This is a genomic window from Streptomyces sp. NBC_00045 (assembly GCF_045041095.1).
Lineage (GTDB): Bacteria > Actinomycetota > Actinomycetes > Streptomycetales > Streptomycetaceae > Streptomyces.
The window spans coordinates 6,288,498-6,310,251 of record NZ_CP108271.1 but is presented as its reverse complement, the minus strand read 5'-3'; the positions used below and the strand labels follow the sequence as shown (position 1 = coordinate 6,310,251).

Sequence of the window (21,754 nt, the reverse complement as noted above, 5' to 3'; positions counted from 1 at the left end):
GGACGGCACTCGCAATGACCACTGCGCAGGTCGAAACCTCCGCCACCGCCGCCACCGGCACCGCCGCCACGCCCGCCACGGCCGCCACCGCGGCCCCCGGTGCCCCGGCCGGTCTCTCGCCGGCCGCTCGCCGGCTCCTCGAAATGCGGCTGCGCGGCAAGACCGCCGCCGCGCCCGCGGGCATCCCCCGCCTCGAACCGCGCCCCGCCCATGCCCCCCTGTCGGCCGCCCAGCAGCGCCTGTACTTCCTCGACCAGCTCGACCCCGGCGGCGTCGAGTACCTGATGCCCGCGGCCTGGCGGTTCGCCGGCCCGCTGGACGTGGCCGCGCTGAGCGCCGCGATCGGAGACCTCGTCGCCCGCCACGAGCAGCTGCGGGTGGTGTTCTCCCACGAGGACGGCGTGCCGGCCCAGCACGTGCTCGCCGCCGCCGACACGGCGGGCCTGGACGTGGTCGAGCTGCCCCCGGCCGTGCGCGACGGCGGCCGCGCGGCGCTCGCCGAGGCCGTACGGGAGGTGGCGCTGCGCCCCTTCGACCTGGCCGCGGCGCCCCCGTTCCGGGCCACCCTGCTGCGGATCGCCGCCGACGACCACGTGCTGGTGCTGGCCATGCACCACATCGTCTCGGACGGCTGGTCCCTGGACGTCCTGACGGGCGACCTGAGCGCCTGCTACCACGCCAGGAGCGGGGGCCGGCCCCCGCAGCTCGCGGCGCCACCCGTCGAGTACACCGACTACGCGCACTGGCAGCGCGGGGCCGACGACAGCACGGAACTGGACTACTGGCGCACGACCCTTTCCGGCCTGACACCGCTCGAACTGCCCACTGACCACCCGCGCCCCGCCGTGCGCACCTTCGCCGGCGCCGTGCACGCCGTCGAGCTCCCCGCGCCGCTGACGGCGGCCCTGGCCGAGCTCAACCGACGGGCCGACACCACCTCGTACATGACCCTGATGGCCGCCTTCCAGGCGGCGCTCGCCTTCCACAGCGGCCAGGACGACATCGCGATCGGCACCGTCGTCGCCAACCGCGAGCGCCCCGAGATCGAGCAGCTGGTCGGCTTCTTCGTGAACACCCTGGTCATCCGCACCGATCTGGGGGGCGACCCGACCTCGGCGCAGCTCCTGGCCCGGACCCGGGAGAGCGTCCTGGGCGCCCTCTCCCACCAGAGCCTGCCCTTCGAGCGGGTCGTCGACGAACTGAGCCCCGAGCGGGACCTGTCGCGCAACCCGCTGTTCCAGGTGCTGTTCTCGCACTCCGCCACCGCGCGGCAGGAGACGTACGCCCTCGGCGGGGCGACGGGCACGGCCTTCCCCATCGAGCTGACCACCGCGAAGTTCGACCTGACGCTCGACGTCGGCGAGGACGCGGACGGCATCCGACTCCGGTTCGTCTACCGCCCCGACCTGTTCGAGGCGGCTTCGGTGGCCACGCTGGCCGAGCACACGGTCGCGGTGCTGCGGGCGTTCGCCGAGGCCCCGGACGTGCCGCTCGGCATGGCCGACCTGCTCACCGGGGACGAGCGGGCCGCACTGCTCGGCCAAGACGGCCCCGCGAACCGCCCCCCGGCGGACTCCGTGCCCGAGCCTGCTCCGCGGCTCGCCCTGGAGCGCCTGGCCGAGCGGATGCGGCTGACCCCCGCCGCGGTGGCCGTCTGCGGCGGGGGCCGCAGCCTGACCTACGCCGAACTCGACGCGGCCTCCCTGGCCCTGGCCCGGCGACTGCGGGCCGCGGGCATCGGCCCGGAGTCCCTGGTCGGCGTGTGCCTGGGCCGCTCGGTCGACCTGGCCGTGGCGCTGCTCGGCGTCTGGCGGGCCGGCGCGGCGTACCTGCCGCTGGATCCCGCCCACCCGCGGGCCCGGCGGGAGTTCACCGTCGGTGACGCCGGGGTGGAGTGGGTGGTCGCCGACGGTGTGGGCCGGGCCGCGGTGGAGGGGCTGCCGGTGGGCGTGATCCCGCTGGCCGCCGACTGCGCCGGCGACGGCGACCGCACCGGCGAACGCAGCGGGGCCAACGACCCCCTCGCGGACGCGCTCCCCGGCCCGGACACCCTCGCCTACGTCATCTACACCTCCGGGTCGACCGGACAGCCCAAGGGCGTCGAGATCACCCACGGCAACCTCGCCTGGTTGCTCGGCGCCGCCGACCGCCACTTCGACTTCGGCGCCGACGACGTGTGGACGCTCCTGCACTCCCCCGCGTTCGACTTCTCCGTCTGGGAGCTGTGGGCCCCGTTGACCTCCGGCGGGCGGGTGGTGGTGCTGACCGAGGACGAGGTCCGCGACCCCGCCGCGGTGCACGCCGTCCTGCGCGACGAGCGCGTGACCGTGCTCAACCAGACCCCGGCCGCCTTCAAGGGGCTGCGGGCCCATCTGGCCCAGCAGGGCGAGGAGTTCGGCGCACTCGCGCTGCGCACCGTGGTCTTCGGCGGTGACGCCTTCGACGCCCGCGACTACCGCGACTGGTTCGCCGTGCCCGAGGACGGGCGGCCCGCTCTGGTGAACATGTACGGGATCACCGAGACCACCGTGCACGTCACCTACCGGCTGATCACCGAGGAGGACACGGTCAGCGCCGTGTCCTCGCCGATCGGCCGCCCCCTGGCGGGCCAGCACGGCTACGTCCTGGACCGCGCGGGCCGGCTGGTGCCGCACGGCACGGTGGGTGAGCTGTACGTGGCCGGCGGGGGCGTCGCCCGCGGTTACCGCAACCGGCCGGAGCTGTCCGCCGAGCGGTTCCCCCTCGACCCGTTCGGTCCGGCCGGGACCCGTATGTACCGGACCGGTGACCTGGTAAGGGTGCTGCCCGACGGCCAGTTGGCGTACGCCGGGCGGGCCGACCACCAGGTGAAGATCCGCGGTTTCCGCATCGAGCCCGGTGAGATCGAGACGGCGCTGCGCGCGCTGCCCGGCGTACGGGACGCGGCGGTGGTGGCGCGGCCCGACGCGCACGGCGGCGCCCGCCTGGTCGCCCACGTGGTGCTGACCGAGGGCCGGCCGCTGGACGCGCCGGACCTGCGCGACCGGCTGCGGCTGACGCTGCCCGAGTACATGGTGCCCGCGCTGTTCGTGCGGCACCCGGAGCTGCCGATCACCACCAACGGCAAGGTGGACCGCACGTCGCTGGTGGCGGTGGCGGTCGAGGGGGCGGCCGCGCCCGCCGGGCACGTCCCGCCGGTCGGTGCGACCGAGGAGGCGCTGGCCCGCATCTGGTCGGACGTGCTGGGCGCCGAGCGGATCAGCCGCACGGCGAACTTCTTCGACCTGGGCGGCGACTCGATGCTGGCCCTGCGGGTGATCGGGCAGGCCCGCTCCGCCGGACTGGGCCTGAGCGTGCCGGACCTGTTCCGGGCCCGCACCCTGGGCGACCTGGCGGCGCTGGCGACGGACGCGGCCGACTGCGGCGGCCCCGCGCCCGTGGAGCCGTTCTCCCAGCTCGACCCGGCGGACGCGGCCCGGCTCCCGGAGGGGCTCGACGACGCGTACCCGCTGACCATGCTCCAGGCCGGCATGCTGCACGAGATGCTGGCCGACCCGGGCCGCGGCGCCTACCACAACGTCACCGACCTCAAGATCACCGTGCCGGAGGGCTTCGACCTCGGCGCGTTCCAGACCGCGGTGGACACCGTCGTACGCGGCCACAGCATCCTGCGGTCCTCCATCGACCTGGTGTCCTTCTCCGAGCCGCTCCAGCTGGTGCACCGCACCGCGGAACTCCCCGTCGGCTACAGCGATCTGCGGGGCCTGCCGCACGAGGAGCAGTGGGCGTCCGTCCGGGGCTACGTCGACGCGGAGTTCGCCCGGCGCTTCGACCTGGCGGCCCCTCCGCTGGTCCGCATCCACCTGCACCGGCTCACCGACCGGGAGCTGCGGCTCACCCTCACCGACTGCCACGTGGTCCTCGACGGCTGGAGCCTGACCTCGCTCATCGCGGACCTGCTCGACCTGCACCGGCAGGCCGTGGCGCAGGGCCGGACCCCGCAGCTGCCGGCGGCGCCCCCGTACGCCGAGTACGTCGCGCTGGAGCGGGCCGCGCTCGTCGACGAGGAGGGCCTGGACTACTGGCGGTCCGCGCTGAGCGACCTGAGCCCGATCCGGTTCACACGGCGCGGCACGGAGGCCTCCGACGGCGGGCAGGTCGTCCACGAGGTGCGCCGCTCCTACGCCGCCCTCGCCGAGCCGATCGGCCGGCTGGCCAAGCTGGCCGGGGTGCCCCGCCGCACCGTCCTGCTCTCGGCGTTCCACCACACCATGAGCCTGTTCGCCGAGCGCGACGGCTCCGCCGAGGGACACTCGATCGGCCTGGTCACCAACGGCCGGCCCGAGGTGCCGGGCGCGGACCGGATGCGCGGGCTGTTCCTCAACACCGTGCCGTTCGGCGTGCGGCGGCCCCGGGGCAGCTGGCTGGAGTACCTGCGGGCGGCGTTCGCCGCCGAACAGGAGATGCTCCCCTACCGCAGGGTGCCGCTGGCCCGGATGGCGCAGCTGCGGCCCGGCACGCCCAGCCTGGCGGACACCCTCTTCAACTACGTCAACTTCCACCGACTGTCCGGGGACAGCTGGGACGACTCGCTGGAGATCGCCCGCACGGCGTTCCCGCTGATGCTCAACGCGAGCATCGAGTCCTTCACCCTCGACGTCGACCCGGACTACCTGGCCCCGGCCACCGCCGAGCAGCTCGCCGACCTGATGTGCGGGGTGCTGAAGGCGATGACCGCGCGGCCGCAGGCGCCCGTCACCGCGCCGGCGCTGGCCGGCGAGGCACGCATCCGCGCGCTGGAGGAGTGGGGGCGCGGGCCCGAACTGCCCAACACCCCGCTGATGTTCCACGAGTGCGTGGCCGAGCACGCCGCGCGCACGCCCGACGCGGTGGCCGTCCGGCAGGGCGAGCACGAGGTCACTTACGCCGAACTGGACGCCTCGGTGCGCCAGTTGGCGGACCGCCTGCGCGCGCTCGGTGTCGGCCCCGAGGTACCGGTCGGCATCTGCCTCGACCGGGGTCCGGAGATGGTCCGGGCCGTACTCGGTGTGCTCCGATCGGGCGGCGCCTTCCTGCCGCTGGAGTCGCAGCACCCGGCCGACCGACTGAAGTTCATCGTCGAGGACAGCGGGATGCCGGTGCTGATCACCCAGTCCTCGCTGCTGGGGACGGTCCCGTTCGACGGCCCGACCCTGGTCGTCGACGACCCGGAGACCTGGGCCGGCCCCGTCGGGGACGCCGCCCCGGCGCTGCCGGTCACCGCGGACAACGCGGCCTACGTCCTCTACACCTCCGGCTCCACGGGAACGCCCAAGGGCGTCACCATCCAGCACCGCAGCCTGACCAACATGCTGGAGGGGCAGCGCGACCTGTTCCCCGTGACCCCCGCCGACCGGGTCCTCCAGTTCGCCTCCCTCAGCTTCGACGTCTCGATCCTGGACCTGACGTGGGCCCTGGCGAACGGCGCCCAGCTGTGCACCCCGCCCCGGGAGGCGCTGCGCGCAGGCGCCGACCTGTCGAACACCCTGCTCGACTACGGGATCACGGTCGCCATGCTGGCACCGAGCGCCCTGGCCGCCCTGGGCGAGGACCGCTTCCCCGCGCTGCGGACCCTCCAGGTGGCCGGCGAGGCGTGCCCCGCCGAACTGGCCCAGAAGTGGGCGCGCGGACGGCGGTTCTACAACGTCTACGGGCTCACCGAGACGGCGGTGTGGTCCGTCTCCACCCTCCTCAAGCCGGACTGCAAGCGTCCGCCGATCGGCTGGCCGATGCGCAACACCCAGGTCTACGTCCTCGACGAGGACCTCCAGCCGGTCCCCGTCGGGGTGCAGGGCGAGGTCTACCTCGGCGGGCGCGCCATCGGCCGGGGCTATGTGAACCGCCCCGACCTGACCGCCGCGGCGTTCGTCCCCGACCCGTACGGCGCCCCCGGCGGCCGGCTGTGCCGCACCGGCGACATCGGCGTCCAGCTGCCCGACGGCGCCGTGGAGGTCCTGGGCCGCCGCGACAGCCAGGTCAAGCTGCGCGGGTTCCGCATCGAGCTCGGCGAGATCGAGCACGGGCTGCGGGAACTGCCGGACGTGCAGCAGGCGGTGGTCCTGCTGCGGCGCGACCTGCCCGAGCCGGCCCTGGTCGCGTACGTGGTCCCCGAGGCGGGGGCGGAACCCGTCGTCGAACCCTTCCGCCGAGCCCTGCGGGCCAAGGTGCCCGCCTACATGGTTCCCGCCCGGTTCGTCTTCCTCGACGCGATGCCGGTCAACAGCAGCGGGAAGGTCGACAAGAAGGCCCTGCCGCTGCCCTCGGCCGACCGCCTGCACAGCGCCACCGCGTACGTCGCGCCCGGCACCCCGGCCGAGGTGGTCCTCGCCGAGGTGTGGCGCACGGTGCTCGGCATCTCCCAGGTCGGCGTCCACGACGACTTCTTCGCCCTCGGGGGCAGTTCGCTCTCCACCGTCCGGGTCGCCGCGCAGGCCGCCGCCCGCGGACTGAGCGTCTCCGTACGGGACCTGCTCGAACTCCCGACGATCTCCCGGCTCGCCGCCCGCGCCACCGAGGCGGCGGCGGAAGCCGCGCGGCCCGCCGGCCCGGCGGACCCGCTCGCGCCGCCCCGGGCCGTCACCTCGGAGGTCCGGCTGCGCGAGGGCGAGGGCTCCCCGCTGTGGTGCGTGCACCCCAGCGGCGGCAGCGGCGCCTGGTACGTGCCGCTCGCCCGGGCCCTCCCGCCGGGGCAGCCGGTCCGGGCCTTCCAGGCCCGCGGGCTGCTCGGCGGTGTGGACCCGACCACGATCGCCGGCATCGCGGCCAACTACGCCGCCGAGCTGGCCGTGCACGGCGGGCACGGCACGCACGACCTGCTGGGCTGGTCCATGGGCGCCAACATCGCCCTGGAGATGGCCACCCAGCTGCACGAGGCCGGTCACACCGTCGCCCCGCTGACGCTGATCGAGCCGTACCTGCCCCACCCGGCGGCCCGCGAACGCCTCGCCGCGGTCGGCCGGGACATGGAGCGGGGGCTGCGGATGCGCGATCGCGTCCGCGCGCTGCCCCCGTCCGCGGAGCGCGTGACGGCCGTGGCCGAGCTCACCACGCTGCTGCTGGGCGCCGGCATGAGCCCCGGCGAGGCGGCCCTGGTGGAGCACGCCCCCATCGAGGTGTGGCACTCGCTGCTCACCGCACTGGCCGGCTACGAGCTGCGCCCCTACTCCGGCCATGTCCACCTCGTGGTGGGCAGCGCGGCCGCGGAACTGCCCGACGGCGAGGCGATGCCCGGGCTCGACGTGGACTTCCGGACCTATGTCGAGCGCTGGCGCGAGACCGCGCTCGGCGGGCTGACCGTCCATGTCACCGAAGGCGACCACATGTCCATGATGTCCGAACGGCTGATGCACAAGACCGCTGCCGTGCTCGGCCGGATCCAGTCGGAGGAACGCCGATGACCGTCCTGACCACCCACACCCCCGCGACCACGACCGCGACCGCGACCGAGACCGGGCTGGTGTGCCCGGTCACGGGGAGGACGGCGCCGCGGGCCGCCTCCCCGTCCGCCCCGCAGGTCCGGCCGCCGGCCCCCGCCCCGGCTGCCGGCTTCACCGAGCGCTACCTCCTCGACCCCGCCGTCAACGCGGACCCGTACGGGTACCTGAACTCCCTGCGCGACCACGACCCCGTGTACTGGTCGGCCATGCACCGGGCCTGGCTCGTCACCGGGCACGCCCAGCTGATGCACTGCCTGCGCGACCCGGCGGTCTCCGCCGAGCGGGTGCGCCCGCTGATGGACGCCGTGCCGGAGGGCGCCCGCGAGGACGCCGAGCGGGCCTTCGCGATCCTGTCCCGCTGGATGGTGTTCAACGACGCCCCGCAGCACCGGCGGCTGCGCCAGGTGTTCCAGGAGCAGTTCGCGGCCCGCGCGATCGGCCGCTACCGGGCCTTCGTCGAGCGCGCCACCCGCGCCATGCTCGCCCGCCGCGCCGTCCCCGGCAGGATCGGGGACCTGGTCGCCGACATCGCCCGGCCGCTGCCCGCCCTGGTCTTCGCCCGCTGGCTGGGCGTCCCCCAGGCTCACGGCCCGTCCTTCTGGTACTGGAACGCCCGGGTCGGCGACCTCGTCCTGGGGGCCGCCCAGGAGGAGCGCGAGTACCGCACCTCGCTCCAGTCCCTGGTCAACCTGGACGACTACCTCGCCGACCTGGTGCGCCAGCGCCGCGCCGACCCCAAGGACGACCTGATCAGCGCCGTGCTGGCGGGCGGCCAGATAGGGAGTTCGGTCAGCGAGGAGGAGTTCGTCGGGATGCTGACGCAGATGGCCTTCGCCGGCGGCGAGACCACCAGCAACCTGATCGTCAACACCGTGCTCGCCCTGCTGGAGCACCCCGACGAGCTGGCCGCCGTCCGCGACGATCCGCAGCTGGTGTCGATGGCGGTGGAGGAGGCGATGCGCTTCGACGGCCCGTCGAAGATGTCGATCCGCACCGCCGCCCGGGACTTCGACCTCGACGGTCGTTCCGTACGCGCCGAAGACCGGCTGTTCCTGGTCACGGCGGCGGCCAACCGCGATCCGGCGCGCTTCCCCGACCCGGACCTGTTCAGCGTCCGGCGGGGCAGCGCCTCGCACCTCGGGTTCGGGTTCGGCGCGCACTTCTGCATCGGGGCGGCGCTGGCCCGGCTGGTGGCCGGCGCGGTGGTCGACGTACTCGTACGCGAGTACCCCGGCCTGGAGCTGCTTCCCGAGCAGCACGCCTGGCAGCCGTCCCTCCTCAACCGCGCGCTGACGGCCCTGCCCGTCCGCTACTGACCACGGCCGCCGGACGGCGGCCCGACAGACCTACGAAGGGGATTCGTTCATGGCTTCCACCCTGGTGGACGTGCGGTCCCGGCTGAGCGCCCCCGCCCGGCTGCCGTCGTTCCGCCTGTTGTGGCTCGGGCAGTCCCTGTCCCTGCTCGGCGACGGGTTCAGCTACATCGCCTTCTCCTGGATCACGCTCGGCCTGACCGGCTCAGCCCTGTCCCTCGGCTACGTCCTCGCGTGCCAGGCGGTGCCGCGGGCCCTGCTGACCCTGGTGGGCGGCTCCCTCAGCGACAAGTGGTCCTCCCGGACCCTGATGACGCTCTCCAGCTGGGTCCGGGCCGGCCTGATGGCCGGCGTGGGCCTGGCCGGCCTGGCCGGATCCCTGACGGTGTGGATGCTGTGCTGCGCCGCCGCGGCCTTCGGCGCGGTCGACGCGTTCTTCCAGCCCGCCCGGGCCTCCATCCTGCCGTCGGTGGTGGACAAGGAGCTGCTCGCCCCGGCCAACGCCCTGCTCGGGGTCGCCGCGAAGGTGTCCTCGGTGCTCGGGCCGGCCGTCGGCGGCATGGTGGTGGCCTTCTCCAACGCACCGGTCGCCTTCCTCGTCGACGGGGTGTGCTTCGCCCTCTGCGGCCTGTGCGTCTCGGGGATCCGCCCGCCGTCCCGCCCCGGGGCGGACGGGGCGGACGGCGCGGACGGGGCGGACGGGGCGGACGGGAACGCGGGGGCGGCGGCCGCGCTCTCGCTGGGCGCCCGGATCCGCGCCGGGCTGCGGTACGCCTTCGAGGACCCGCGGATCCGTACGATCCTGGCCGTCGACGCGGCCGTCACCTTCTGCCAGGCGGGGCCGTTCACGGTCGGCTTCGCCACCCTCGCCAAGGTCGACCTGCAGGGCGGCTCGGCCACCCTGGGACTGCTCAACGGCGCACTGGCCGGCGGGGCGATGCTGGGCACCCTCGTCGGCGGCGCCCTGAACAGCCGCCCCCGGATCGGCTTGCTGATCGCCGCGCTGGCGGGCTGGCTGGCGATCGGCACGGGCCTGCTCGGCCTCGTCGGCAACACCGCCGGGGCCCTGGCCACCGTCCTGGCGATGGGCTTCGGGATGGGCTTCCAGGGGGTCTTCGGCCTCAGCTGGATCCAGCGCACCATCGACGGCTCGGTACTGAGCCGGGTGATCTCGGTGGACCTGGTGATCGGCTACGCGGTGGCCCCGCTCTCCCTGATCGTCTGCGGGGCCCTGGCCGGGTCGGGCACGGGCCCGATGTTCGCCGTCTCGGCGGTCGTCCTGGCGGTGACGGGGATCGGCATCCTCAGCTCGCGCACCGTCCGCGAGATGCGTTGACCGGGGGCCGGCCGCGCCGGGACGCCCGCGCCGCAGGGCGGGGGCGTCCCGGCGCGGGGGTCGGCGCCTCAGGGCGCCGACGGAGCCAGGGACGCGGAGAGCTCGCACAGGGCGGCGCGGTTGGTGCGGCCGGTCTTCGTACCGAGGGCCGCGATGTGCTTCTCGACGGTGCGCGGCGAAATGTAGAGGCGGTCGGCGATGTCCTTGTTGCCCAGGCGTTCCGCGAGCAGCAGGAAGACCTCGTACTCGCGGACCGTGACGCCCTGGGAGCGCAGGACGTCCGGGATCGTGCTCGAACCCGAGCGGCGCTGCTGCACCGGGGCGCCCATGCGGCGCAGGGCCGCACGGCACGCACCCGCGACCGCGGCGACGCCGCCCTGGTGGAAGTGCTCCTCGGCGCGGCGCAGCCAGGCCACCGGCTCGCCCCAGCCGTCCTCGTACGCCGCGTCGGCGATCAGCCGCAGGCCCAGGTGGAGCGCGGTCGCGTACGGGGCGGCGGCGCGCAGGGCCTCGGCCACGGCGGCCGCGGCCTCCTCGGGGCGCCGTTCGCGGCCCAGCAGGACGGCCCCGGCGAACAGGACGAACTGTCTGTTCCAGCGCATCCGACCGGGCGCGGTGGCGGCGATCTCCTCGTACGCGGCGCGGTCGGCCTCCCCCGACAGCACGTCGAGGAGCAGGCCGATGCCGTACCGCCCGCTGAGGTAGTACGTACTGGGGTTGGTGTCTTCGAGGTCGGCGACGGCGCGCAGTTCGCGGACGGCGCCGGGCCGGTCCTCCTCGGTCAGCGCGCAGAAGGCCCGGGCGAGACCGCGGGTCAGCGGTTCCTCCTGGGAGCCGGCCCCGTCCCAGTCGACGAAGGCGGCGAGGGCGCTCTCCATCGCGGGCCGGTCGCCGCGGTGGGCGGCCAGCGTCGCCCGGGCCATCAGGACGTACCGGGTGGCCGGGGCCAGCCGCAGGCGCTGTACGACGGCCAGGCACTCCTCGGCGGACTGCTGCGCGGTGGCGAACTCGGCCCGCAGGACGGCGTCCAGGATCATGATGCCGTCGATGGTGTAGACGATGGTGGCCGAGCCGAGCCGCTGGGCCTCGCTCCGGGCGGCCAGCAGCGGGGCGGTGGCGCCTTCGGTGAGCCAGTAGTTGCCGCCGATCCGGGTCAGCGCGTACATGCGCTGGAGCGGCAGCTGGTGCTGTTCGGCGGTCTGCAGGGCCGATTCCAGCAGGGCGGTGGCCTCGTCGAAGTCCCGCTCGCGGGCGAGGGTGGCGAGGAGTTCCAGGGCCTGGCAGGCGACGGTGGCCAGGCCGTGCCGCTGCGCCGCCTGGAGGGCGGAGTGGGCGAGTTTCTCGGCCAGTTGGGTGCGGTCGGGGCCGGGGGTGTCGAGTGCGAGGTAGGCGGCGGTGACATCCGTCGAGGCCGTGCGTCTCTCGTCGGGGTGGGCGGCCAGGAGGGCTCTGGCCTGGGCTATCTGTCTATTGCCGTCCTCCCAGCGGCCCGCGGTGTGGGCGACCTTGGCGAGCCGGGTGTGCAGGGCGGCGAGCCGGCCGGCGCTCAGGCCGCTGCCGCCGAGGGTGTGCAGGTTCTCCGCGAAGCCGAAGGCGCGGGCGAAGTCGCCGGCTTCGGCGAGCGCGGGAAGCAGGGCTTCCAGCGCGTCGCTGCGCCCGGCGGGGTCCTGGCTGGCGGCGAGCAGCCGTTCGGCGCGGCTGAGGAAGGTGATCGCGGAGCCGATCGCACCGGCCGCCAGGGCGCGCAGGCCGGCGTCGGTGAACAGCCGGCCGGCCTCGGCCTCGTCGCCCGCCTGCGAGCGCAGCTCGGCGACGAGGGGGCACCAGTCGCCTTCGAGGTCGGGGTACAGCTCCTGGACCGCGTCCGCGGCGCGGCCGGCCATCGTCGCCCGGTTGCCGGGCGTGAGCTGGGTGAGCAGGGCCTCGGCGGTGAGCGAGTGGCGGAACGCGTACCAGTCGGGGGCGGGTTCGTCGGGGACGACGAGCTGGGCCGCGACACCGGCGTGCAGGTGGCTGAGCAGTCCGCGGTCGTCGATGCCGGTCATCCGCTGGAGCACGGTCAGCGGGAAGCGGCGGCCGATCACGGCGGCGGCGGAGAGCAGGGTCAGCCCCTGCGGGCCGAGCCGGTCGATACGGCGCAGGATGCCCCGGGCGAGGGCGGTCGACACGTCGCTGCGCAGGTCGCCGACGACCCGCCAGCCGTCCTCGAACCGGACCAGGGCGCCGCTGCCGATCATGCCCTGGAGGAGTTCCTCGACGAGGAAGGGGCTGCCGGCGCTGTCGTCCCAGAGCCGGTCCAGGGCCGCCTGCGGGACGCGTTCGGGCTCGGTGTCCAGCTGGGCGGCGATGACGGCGCCGACTTCGGGGCGGGTGAGCGGGGCGAGTTCCAGTACGGTCCCCACGCCGCGCCGGCGGGCCGAGTCGGCCATGTCGAGCGCGTCGCAGGGCTCCGTACGGATGGTGGCCAGGAGCACCACGTTGGTGTACTCCAGGTTGTCCACCAGGTATTCGACGACCGCGAGCGTTTCGGGGTCGGCGTCGTGCAGGTCCTCCAGGAGGAGGAGCTGGCCGTGCTCCTTGCCGGTGGCGATGAGCAGCCGCAGGACGGCCTCGCCGAGGATGACCATGGAGCTGTTGTTCTGGGCGTCGCTGCTCCAGTCCGGGATGATCCTGCCGAGCGCGGGCCGGTAGGGGCCCAGGGGCAGGTCGTCCAGGGAGGTGCCGTCGAGCGGGCCGCTGCGGAACAGCGACATGAGCGCTTCGGTGAGTGGCCGGAAAGGGACGGTGGGGCCGGTGGTGCTGCTGCGGCCCCTCAGAGCGCGCATGCCCATGCCGAAGGCCATGCCCACCGCTTCGGCGGCGAGCCTGGACTTTCCGATTCCGGCCTCACCGACCAGGAAGACGACGCCGCCGCGCCCTTCGCCCGCGTCGGTCAGTGCCTGTTTGATCTCCCGCAGTTGCGAGTCACGACCGACGATGTACCGCGAACGGGAACGCATGTCCGCAATCTAGTTCATGCGAACGGCTGATTGTGCGACGAAAGTTGGCCGTTTCGAACAAGGGCGGAGTGAAGATCAGGGAGAGATCCGGAGAAGATCGGACACGGGCCGCCGACCCCCTACCAGGTGACGTTCGGGGCCGACACGCTGGTGTCGATCGAGCTCAGGGTGATGACGATGCCGCTGGTGAGCACCACACCGGCCAGAGCACGGGCCCGGGCGCACGCCTTGTTCCGACCCGACAGGGTGATCCCGCCGGCCGGGTCCTCGGTCCGCGCCTCGGCGGCGGCCGTGGCGGCGGCCTCGTCGGCGGCGGTGACGGACTGGGCGTTGACCTGGGGCTTCTGCATGGTGATGAGTACCTTTCTCGTTACCTGATGGGGAGTGGTGCTCAGTGCTGAAGTGCGGGGGCGCCGGCGTGCACGGCGGGTTCGAGGAGCAGGACGGAGGGGACGGCCTCCGGGAAGCCCAGCCTGAGCAGGGCGTACCCGATGCCGGAGAGTCCGGTGAGGAATCCGGGGGACGGTACGTGGTCCGGGGTGCCGCAGCGGTGGCCGTGATCCTCAAGTCGGCCGAGAATCTCCCCGGCGCGGCGGCCGAGGTCGGTCCGGGCCCCCTCGTGGCCCTGCCCGGCGAGGACGCCCAACAGTTCCAGGGATCCGAGGGCGCCGCGGTGGAGACCGAGGTCGGGTGATTCGGAGGGCGCGCCCAACAGCGCGGCGCACCGGTCGAGTTCTACCGTGGGAACCGGCTGCCCGGCCGCGCCGAGTGCGTCGGCGGCCGCCAGGGCGGTGCCCGCGAGGCCCGTGTGCCAGCCGAGGTCGGCGGGGCGGAGCAGGGCTTCGTCCAGTGCCGGACGCAGCAGGGCGGCGCCGGTACGGGCGTACGCGGCCCCCGGCTGCCCGGCCTCCTGCCGGGCGGCGGCGTAGCGCAGCAGGGCCCAGCCGATGCCGGCGTCGCCGTGGGCGAAGCCGGGGACCGCCGGGTGCTGTTCGGCCAGGTGCTTCTCGGCCCGGACCAGCAGCCGGTCGGCCAGTCGCCGGGCCGTTCCCTGCGCCGCCTCCCCGTACGTGCGCTGCGCCGCGACCGCGGCCGCCAGCGCTCCGGCGAGGCCGTCGGCCAGCGCGGCCGGTCCCTCGGCGCCTTCCTCGGCATCGGCGTCGGCGGCGCGTTCCAGGGCGGCGAGCGCGTCGGGCAGGCAGTCGCGCAGGCCCTCGCCGAGCAGCGGGGCCAGCCGGGCCGCCGTGTAGACGATGCCGCCGAGTCCGTGCAGGGCGCCGGGTCCGACCGCTGCGCCCAGCCCGGGATCGCGGGCGAGCGTGGCCAGGAGCGCGGGGAGCGGCCGTACGGCCTGCCGGGCGAGCGCGGTGTACCGCTCGGCGCCGGTCAGGGCGCCGAGCTGGGCCAGGAAGAGGGCCACTCCGCAGTAGCCCTGGGCGAGGCCGCCCCCCATGGGCAGGACCGCCCAGTGCTCGCCGGCCACCTGCTCCAGGCCTAGCCAGTTGACGCGCCCGCCGCCGTGCACCGCCCGGGCGGCGATCTCGTCGGCGATCCCGCAGGCCGCGGCCAGCAGCCGGGACGGCTCGGGCACGACGGCCGGCGCGGCCGGCCCGGCCAGGGTCGAACGGGGTCCGCCGACGCTGAGGTTGGCCCCGGTGACGGCGAGCGTCGCCGAGATGATCCACTCCTGGTCGTGGCGGTCCACCTCCCCCATGGCGGCGATCTTGGCGCGGGCGGCGCGCAGGCTCGGGGCCGACAGTACGCCGTCGAGGCGGGTGCCCCGGGAGGTCTTCAGCGCGGTGTCCGCGGGGTGGTGGAAGAAGAGCGGCACGTCCCCGGACCACAGGTCGGCGATCTCGTCCTCGATGAGCCGCTGGCGGGCCGCATCGTGCTCGGACTCGGCCCAGAGCACGGCCAGTACCGAGTCGCGGGTCAGGGCGTCGTGCAGCAGGTCGGGGTGGGTGGACTCGTCCAGCAGGGTCGTGTAGAGGCGGGTCGAGCGGGCGATCAGGCGTCCGGGGCTGGTCGCCCAGCGGGCCAGCAGGCCGCCGCCGTCGCCGCTGCCGTCGGTTCCGTCGGTTCCGTCGGTTCCGTCGGTTCCGTCCGTGCCGAGGAGTTCGGCCCGGTGCTCGGTGATCGCGTCGTACCCGACCCGGAACCCCTCCAGCAGCGCGGCCCGGTGGTCCGCGTGGCCGGCCGCCCTGCTCTGCGGCGCAGGCCGGTTCTGTCCGGCCGCGCTGGCCACCGGGCCGCGCAACAGCCGCATCCCGTCCGTCCCGGCGGCCTCCCAGCGCAGTCCGTCGCTGGGGTACGAGCCGCCGTCCCCGCCGCCCAGCGCCGAGATGTCCATGGCGCCGTTCTCCCCGATCAGCAGGCTCGGCAGCAGGCAGGTGCGGTACACCGAGGAGGCCAGGGCGTCCGCCGCCGGGTCGGCTCCGCAGGTCACGGCCGCCGGTAGCCCGAAGTGGAGCAGGGTCTCGGCGTCCACCAGCACCGGCTGGTCACCACAGGCGATGACGTTCTCGTAGTGCATGTCCACGCCGTCGACGGCGTAGAGCAGCGCCAGCAGCGCGCCCTGGCGCCGGTAGAACCGGTCCAGTTCGGTGGGCGAGCCGCACCAGGCGTGCTCGATGAACTCCAGCCAGCCGTACCCGTCGCCGCGCACCGAGCGCGGGGTCCGCAGGCCCAGGCCCGGTACCTTGCCGTTGGTCCACTCGACGGCCCGGTCCAGCAGGAGGTGCTGGTCCAGCGGCCGGGGCTTGTACACGACGGTCGCGCCACCGGCGAAGCGCAGCAGGGCCACGGACCGGTTGCCCTGGTGGACGTCGCCGCGCCCCAGGTCGACCCGTACGAGGGCGCCCGGGTCGGTGCCGTGCAGCAGCCCGGCGACGATCTCCGCCCGGTCGGCGGTGAACCGGTCCAGCAGCTCCACGGTGGCCGAGGCCGCGTGGCCGCAGGCCTGGCCCAGCATCCGGGCCAGCACCGGGTAGCGGGTGAACAGCTCGGCGAGGCCCTTCCCGGTGCTGAGCCGGGCCGTGAAGGAGGCGAACCGCCCCTGCGGGGTCTCCCCCGCCAACAGGCCCTCCGTACGGGCCCGGTGGAGCTCGCGGACCAGGGTGCGGGCGGACTGGCGGACCAGCCGGTCGCCGAGCCGCTCCTCGAACGCGGTTCGCACCACGGCGAGTTCGTCCTCGGGCAGGTCGATCTGCGCGGCGGCCTGCGCCCAGGCGGAGTCGATCAGGGGGCGCAGCGCGGGCAGGAACACCGCGGCGCCGTCCGCGCCCGCCGCCGGGGCGGCCGGTCGGCCGGCGAGTGCGGGGGCCGATGCCACGATCTGCTCGATGGAGCGGGCCCACTGCGGCGCGGCCGTACGGGCGGCCAGCCGGCCGGGGGCTTCCGCCGCGAGGGCGTACGCCGTTTCCTCCGTGGCTCCCAGGTTCGCCAGCCGGGCCGCGAAGCCGTCCGTGTCCCCCAGGTTCCACGCAGCCGGTCGGCTGTGGGGTGCGTCGGCCGGCGCGGGTACCGGGGTACCCGGGGCGGCGAGCCGCTCCCGCAGGTTCAGGGCCCGGGCCCACCAAGCGGGGGCCAGGCCGCCGACCTGGGTTTCTTCGGCGGTGGTGGCGGTGTCAGTCACAGGAGAAAACTCGCAGAGGGCGGGGGCCGCGCACATGGGGGCCGATCCCCCATATTCCGCGGAGCCGCCCCCATGGGCCCCGCGGGCCTGCCGTACGGGGTGGTGCGGGGGCCGCGGGGCGGGCCCGCGGCGTACGGGTTCCGGCAGGTCGCGGGCTCCTCGGAGGGCTGGCTGCGCAGGAACCGCGCCAGCGGGGGCGGTCCTTCACAAATGTGGGGGCCGCCGCCCGATGCCGCACCCGGTCCCCTACCCGCAGCCTGTGTCCAGTGCCCCTTCCGCCCGTCCGGCACCCCGGCCGGCGGATGATCATCGGAGGACCTGGTGGGAGTACCCGTCCCTGTCGACGTCGTCGCGTTCGACCCCGTGCTGGAAGCCGGAACCAAGAGCACCCTGTTCGCCTGCCCCGAAGTGTCCCTGACGGCCCCGGGCGGCGCTCCGCGGGTCGTGGTCATGACCGTGGACCAGGTCGGCCGGCCCGAGCTCGACGTCCTGCGCACCGTCCGCGACACTCCGGCCCGCCCCGATGTGGTGCTGGTGGCGGCCGAGTTGGCGCCCGACGGCGCCCTGCACGCCATAGCGGCCGGCGCCCGCGGGCTGCTGCGCCGCCGCGAGGCGGACGTCACCCGCCTCTCGCGCGCCGTCCTGGCCGCCTCCCGCGGCGACTGCACGCTGCCGCCGGACCTCCTGGACCGGCTGCTGGAGCGCTCCGGCGCCGGCGGCCGGGCGGGCGGCGACCCCGCCGGGGGCGCGGACCCGTGGGCGGCGGCCGGCCTGAGCGACCGCGAGCGCAGCGTGCTGCGGCTGGTCGCCGACGGCCACGAGACGAACGAGATAGCCAAGCAGCTGTGCTACTCGCCGCGGACCGTGACCAGCGTCGTCCACGACATCACCCAACGGTTCCGGCTGCGCAACCGTGCGCACGCGGTGGCCTACGCCCTCCGGGTCGGCCTGCTGTGAGCGCCGTCGCCGAACTCACGCGCGAGAGCGTGCCCGTACGGCTCCCCGCGGCGCCGGACCGGCTGAGCCTGCTGCGCCAGGCCGGGGACGGCAGGATGCCGTACCCGGCCCTGGTCCGGCTGCTCGGCGCGGCCACCACCGCCGGTGCGGGCAACGCCACCGCCGCCCCGGCCGCCACCACGGCCGCTGGGGCCCTCCGGTCCGCGGGGGCCCCACCGGACGCCCCGCGGCTCACGGCCCGCCAGACCGCGGTGCTGACGCTGATGGCGGAGGGTCACGGCAACGCGGTGATCGCCCGCACCCTGTCCTGCTCGGAGCACACGATCAAGAACGTGATCTACGAGCTGATGTCCCGCCTGCAGGCCCGCAACCGCGCCCACGCCGTGGCCTGCGCGGTCCGGCACAGCCTCATCTGAAACCGTTCATGTCCAGAAGCACGTCTACGGCGCAGTGGCGCGGTGTACGGTCGACGCCCAGACGGCGCGCCGGGGGGCTGGTGTGGCATGAGCGGTGAATTTCGCTATCGGGCGGAACGGATCGCGTTGGGCCTGATGGCCGCATCGGGTGTCGTGGTGCTGCTGGCGGACCTGTTCGGCTGGCTCGACGCGTTGGCGCCCGGAGGTGCGCTCCCGAAGGTCACGCTGCTCATCCTGAGCACGGTCACGGTGTTCCTCCTGCTGGAGATCGACCGGCTGAGGAAGCTCGACGACGTCCAGGCCCAGGTCAGCGCGCTGGACTCCAACATCGAGGCACACCTGTCCAAGCTGGACATCGACGCGGTCGCGCAGCGGCTCAAGCAGGAGCACTACAGCGGCGTGGTCAGGGTGCACCGGCGCTTCCCCGAGGACCAGTTCACGGAGTTCGCGAACCGCGCCGCACAGGAAGTCGTCATCCTGCAGACGTGGATCCCCAATCTGGAGCACATCGAGCCCGCGTTGCGCAAGGCGATCGTCGACCGGCAGGTCCCGGTGCGCATCATGCTGCTGCATCCGGCATCACCCGTGGCGGGGCTGCGTGACGAGGCGTTGACGGCCGTACGCGATCGCGCGCTCGCGGTGGACGTGAGGGCGAGCGTGGAGCGGTGCCTGGCCGGCCTCGCCGAGCTCTGCCTGGGAATCCGGCCGGAGGGCCGTCCACTGCTCCGGGTCCGCGTGTACAACTCCCTGCCGTCCATCGCCGTGTTCAAGGTCGACGGCCACTTCCTGGTGAGTTCGTTCCTGCACGGCCAGCTCGCCATCGATTCCACCCAGACCGAGATCGACGGCGACGACACCGTCATGGGCACGGAGGTCCGCAAGGAGCTCGACACCCTGTGGCGCATCGGCCGCGACGTGGACCTGGGCGACTGGCGCAACTCCATCGGGGACATCAGCCTGTGAACCACGGAAAGGTACGGCCCATGCCCATGCCCACGCCCCTGCACGAGCTGGACGCGTTCGAGGACGCACTGGTCGAACGGTTCGAGGAGCACCCGGTCCTGGCAGGCATCGCGCTGCTGCCGGACGAGGACTTCGCCGCCCTCCTGCTCCAGCGGCGATTCGTCTCCCTCGCCTTCACCCCGTCCTACGATCTGGCGATCGACCTGCTGCGCGACGAGGCCGGGAAGCGGATCGCCCGTGTCATCCTGCGCGAGGAGTACCCGGGCGGGGACGGGCACACGCCCTCGCACCGCGAGGACATGACGCACGACCTGGGCCTGCTCGGGATCTCCAGGGACGCCGTGGTGGCGTCGAGACCGACGGCCGCCACGCGCCGCGCCGTCGACGACGCCTTCGAGCTGATCGCCGCATGCGGCGCCCACGACGACGCCGACCTGCGGCTGCTGACCGTCCTGCGGTTCTGGGGCGAGGTCCTGGTCTCCGCCGAGTACGGACGGCTCTGGGAGCGGATGGGCCCCCTGTTCGCGGGCGGGGGCGAGAACCGCTCGCGCTTCTACCACCCGCACCACGTCCACGACGCGAAGACCCGGCCCCTCGCGAGGGTGTCCCTGCTCTCCGGCTCCCACTCCGACCGCCTGGCCGCGCGGGTGACCGAACTGCTGGCCCGCGAGGGGGCGGGCGACTGCTTCAAAGAACTGGAGGAGCGGTCGGTGCAGCTCAAGACGGCCTTCTACGACCAGTTCCTCCCGGCCCTGGACCGCGTGGGCGTCTGACCGGAGCCCCGCCGGGCGGGGCCCGGCGGGACGAAGGTGACGGGAGGAGCAGCGGGCCGCCTCAGCCCTCGTCGGGGGCCAGCCGCAGCGAGATGGAGTTGATGCAGTAGCGCTGGTCGGTGGGCGTGGGGTAGCCCTCGCCCTCGAAGACGTGGCCCAGGTGGGAGCCGCACTTCGCGCACAGCACCTCGGTGCGGACCATCCCGTGCGACACGTCCGCCTTCAGTTCGACGGCGTCGGAGTCCTTCGGGTCGTAGAAGGACGGCCAGCCGCAGTGCGACTCGAACTTCTCCGTGGAGCGGAAGAGCTCGGCGCCGCAGCCGCGGCAGGAGTAGACGCCGGCCGTCTTGCTGTCGGTGTACTCACCGCGGAACGCCGGCTCGGTGCCGGCCAGGCGCAGCACCTGGTACTCGGACGGCGTCAGCTCGGCCTGCCACTGCTCGTCCGTCTTCTCGACCTCGTACGACATGACTCTCCCGCTCCCTCGTCGCTCAGTCCGTCAACCGGGCGAGGATCGCCGGACCGAGGTCCGTGACGTCACCCGCGCCCATGGTGAGAACGAGATCACCGGGCTTGGCCATTCCCGCGATCACATCGGCGACGGCGGCCTTGTCGTGCTCGGCGGTGACATCGGCCCCCGCGCCGCGGGCGGCCGCGATGATGATCTCGCTGGTGATTCCGGGGATCGGGTCCTCGCGGGCCGGGTAGATGTCCAGGACCACCGCCGAGTCGGCCAGGGAGAGGGCCTGGCCCATCTCCTTGCCGAGCTCCTGGGTACGGGAGAACAGGTGCGGCTGGAACACGACCAGGATCCGGGCGTCCCCGGCGGCTCCGCGGATGGCCTCCAGGTCGGCGGTCATCTCGGTCGGGTGGTGCGCGTACGAGTCGATGACCTGCACGCCCGCGGCCTCGCCCTTGAGCTGGAGGCGGCGCTTGACGCCGGTGTACTTGCCGAGGGCGGAGGCCAGGTTGTGCGCCGGGATGCCGAGGGCGACACCGGCGGCGAGGGCCGCGACGGCGTTGTGCGCGTAGTGGCGGCCGGGCACGGAGACGGTGAAGGTGAGCATCCGGCCGTTGATGACCACGGTGACCTCGCTGGTCAGGCCACGCGGCGTGATCTTCGTGATGCGGACGTCGGCGCCTTCCTCCTCGCCGTACGTGACGACGTTCAGGCCCTCGTTGGCGCGGACCCGGCCGGCGATCTCGGCGGCGCCCGCCTGGCCGTGGGCGACGACCAGGGTGCCGCCGGGCACGATCTTGCCGACGAAGGTCTCGAAGGACTCGTAGATCTCCTCCATCGACGCGTAGTTCGCGTGGTGGTCGAGCTCCGCGTTGAGGATGATCGCGACCTGCGGGGTGTACTTGTGGAAACTGCGGTCGCTCTCGTCCGCCTCCGCCACGAAGATGTCGCCCTCGCCGTGGTGGGCGTTGGAGCCGGGGGCGTCCAGGTCGCCGCCGATGGCGTACGAGGGGTCCAGGCCCAGGGCCGAAAGGGACACCGCCAGCATCGAGGTGGTGGTGGTCTTGCCGTGCGTACCGGCGACCGCGATCGGGCGCAGGCCGTCCATCAGGCCGGCCAGGGCGTCGGAGCGGTGCACGACGGGGATGCCGAGCTCTGCGGCGCGGGCCAGCTCCGGGTTGTCGGCGCGGATGGCGCTGGAGACGACCACGCAGGTGGCGTCGTCGGCGAGGTGGCCGGCCGCGTGCCCGATGTGGACCGTGGCGCCGTGGGCGCGCAGCGCCCCGGCGGTCTCGGAGTCCTTGGCGTCACTGCCGGCGACCTGCGCGCCGCGCTGGGCGAGGATCTTCGCGATGCCGGACATGCCGGCGCCGCCGATGCCGATGAAGTGCGGGCGTTCCATGGCGTTCGGCAGGCCGGGCGGCGTCATACGGGATCTCCCCAAGGTGC

At 74.1% G+C, this 21,754-nt stretch carries 12 protein-coding genes; 7 read left to right on the top strand and 5 right to left on the bottom strand.

Going from position 1 to position 21,754, the window contains the following annotated elements; genetic code table 11:
• Nucleotides 1-14 precede the first annotated feature (14 nt).
• From OHA65_RS29350 to OHA65_RS29340, 3 genes are read left to right on the top strand one after another with little or no spacing between them, the layout of a single operon-like run.
• Nucleotides 15-7,415 carry an amino acid adenylation domain-containing protein gene (locus OHA65_RS29350; RefSeq protein ID WP_405757309.1) on the top strand — a complete coding sequence of 2,467 codons (7,401 nt, stop codon included), beginning with the start codon at nt 15-17 and terminating at the stop codon, nt 7,413-7,415.
• A complete protein-coding gene (locus tag OHA65_RS29345; RefSeq protein ID WP_405757306.1) occupies nt 7,412-8,770 on the top strand; it encodes a cytochrome P450 in 1,359 nt (452 codons plus the stop codon). Before OHA65_RS29350 ends, OHA65_RS29345 begins: the two co-directional genes overlap by 4 nt.
• 49 nt (nt 8,771-8,819) lie before the next feature.
• On the top strand, nt 8,820-10,103 hold the full coding sequence (locus OHA65_RS29340) for an MFS transporter (RefSeq protein WP_327279191.1): 1,284 nt from the start codon (nt 8,820-8,822) through the stop codon (nt 10,101-10,103).
• Nucleotides 10,104-10,171: 68 nt separating this feature from the next.
• Here OHA65_RS29340 and OHA65_RS29335 read toward each other — a convergent pair whose 3' ends face one another.
• The 3 genes from OHA65_RS29335 to OHA65_RS29325 all read right to left on the bottom strand — a co-directional run bounded on the left by OHA65_RS29335 (nt 10,172) and on the right by OHA65_RS29325 (nt 16,736).
• Nucleotides 10,172-13,102: an AAA family ATPase gene (locus OHA65_RS29335; protein WP_327279190.1), complete on the bottom strand. Its 2,931-nt coding sequence runs from the start codon at nt 13,100-13,102 to the stop codon at nt 10,172-10,174.
• Between the two features lie 119 nt (nt 13,103-13,221).
• Nucleotides 13,222-13,452, bottom strand: a complete 231-nt coding sequence (locus OHA65_RS29330; RefSeq protein WP_054220842.1) for a hypothetical protein — start codon at nt 13,450-13,452, stop codon at nt 13,222-13,224.
• A 41-nt stretch (nt 13,453-13,493) separates the two neighbouring features.
• Nucleotides 13,494-16,736 carry a type 2 lanthipeptide synthetase LanM family protein gene (locus OHA65_RS29325; protein ID WP_405757304.1) on the bottom strand — a complete coding sequence of 1,081 codons (3,243 nt, stop codon included), beginning with the start codon at nt 16,734-16,736 and terminating at the stop codon, nt 13,494-13,496.
• A gap of 321 nt (nt 16,737-17,057) precedes the next feature.
• Between OHA65_RS29325 and OHA65_RS29320 the strand changes: the two genes are divergently transcribed.
• The 4 genes from OHA65_RS29320 (at nt 17,058) to OHA65_RS29305 (ending at nt 19,845) form a co-directional block, all read left to right on the top strand.
• Complete coding sequence (locus tag OHA65_RS29320; protein ID WP_405757302.1) at nt 17,058-17,693, top strand: LuxR C-terminal-related transcriptional regulator; 636 nt, start codon at nt 17,058-17,060, stop codon at nt 17,691-17,693.
• Nucleotides 17,690-18,109 carry a helix-turn-helix transcriptional regulator gene (locus OHA65_RS29315; RefSeq protein WP_327279187.1) on the top strand — a complete coding sequence of 140 codons (420 nt, stop codon included), beginning with the start codon at nt 17,690-17,692 and terminating at the stop codon, nt 18,107-18,109. Before OHA65_RS29320 ends, OHA65_RS29315 begins: the two co-directional genes overlap by 4 nt.
• 87 nt (nt 18,110-18,196) lie before the next feature.
• Entirely contained in the window at nt 18,197-19,072 is an 876-nt protein-coding gene (locus OHA65_RS29310; protein WP_327279186.1) for a hypothetical protein, read from the top strand.
• Between the two features lie 20 nt (nt 19,073-19,092).
• Entirely contained in the window at nt 19,093-19,845 is a 753-nt protein-coding gene (locus OHA65_RS29305) for a hypothetical protein (protein WP_327279185.1), read from the top strand.
• A 61-nt stretch (nt 19,846-19,906) separates the two neighbouring features.
• Here OHA65_RS29305 and msrB read toward each other — a convergent pair whose 3' ends face one another.
• Together msrB and murC are read right to left on the bottom strand one after the other, a co-directional pair.
• Nucleotides 19,907-20,314: a peptide-methionine (R)-S-oxide reductase MsrB gene (gene msrB, locus OHA65_RS29300; RefSeq protein WP_327279184.1), complete on the bottom strand. Its 408-nt coding sequence runs from the start codon at nt 20,312-20,314 to the stop codon at nt 19,907-19,909.
• A gap of 22 nt (nt 20,315-20,336) precedes the next feature.
• Nucleotides 20,337-21,734 carry a UDP-N-acetylmuramate--L-alanine ligase gene (gene murC, locus OHA65_RS29295; protein WP_327279183.1) on the bottom strand — a complete coding sequence of 466 codons (1,398 nt, stop codon included), beginning with the start codon at nt 21,732-21,734 and terminating at the stop codon, nt 20,337-20,339.
• Between the last annotated feature and the right edge of the window lie 20 nt (nt 21,735-21,754).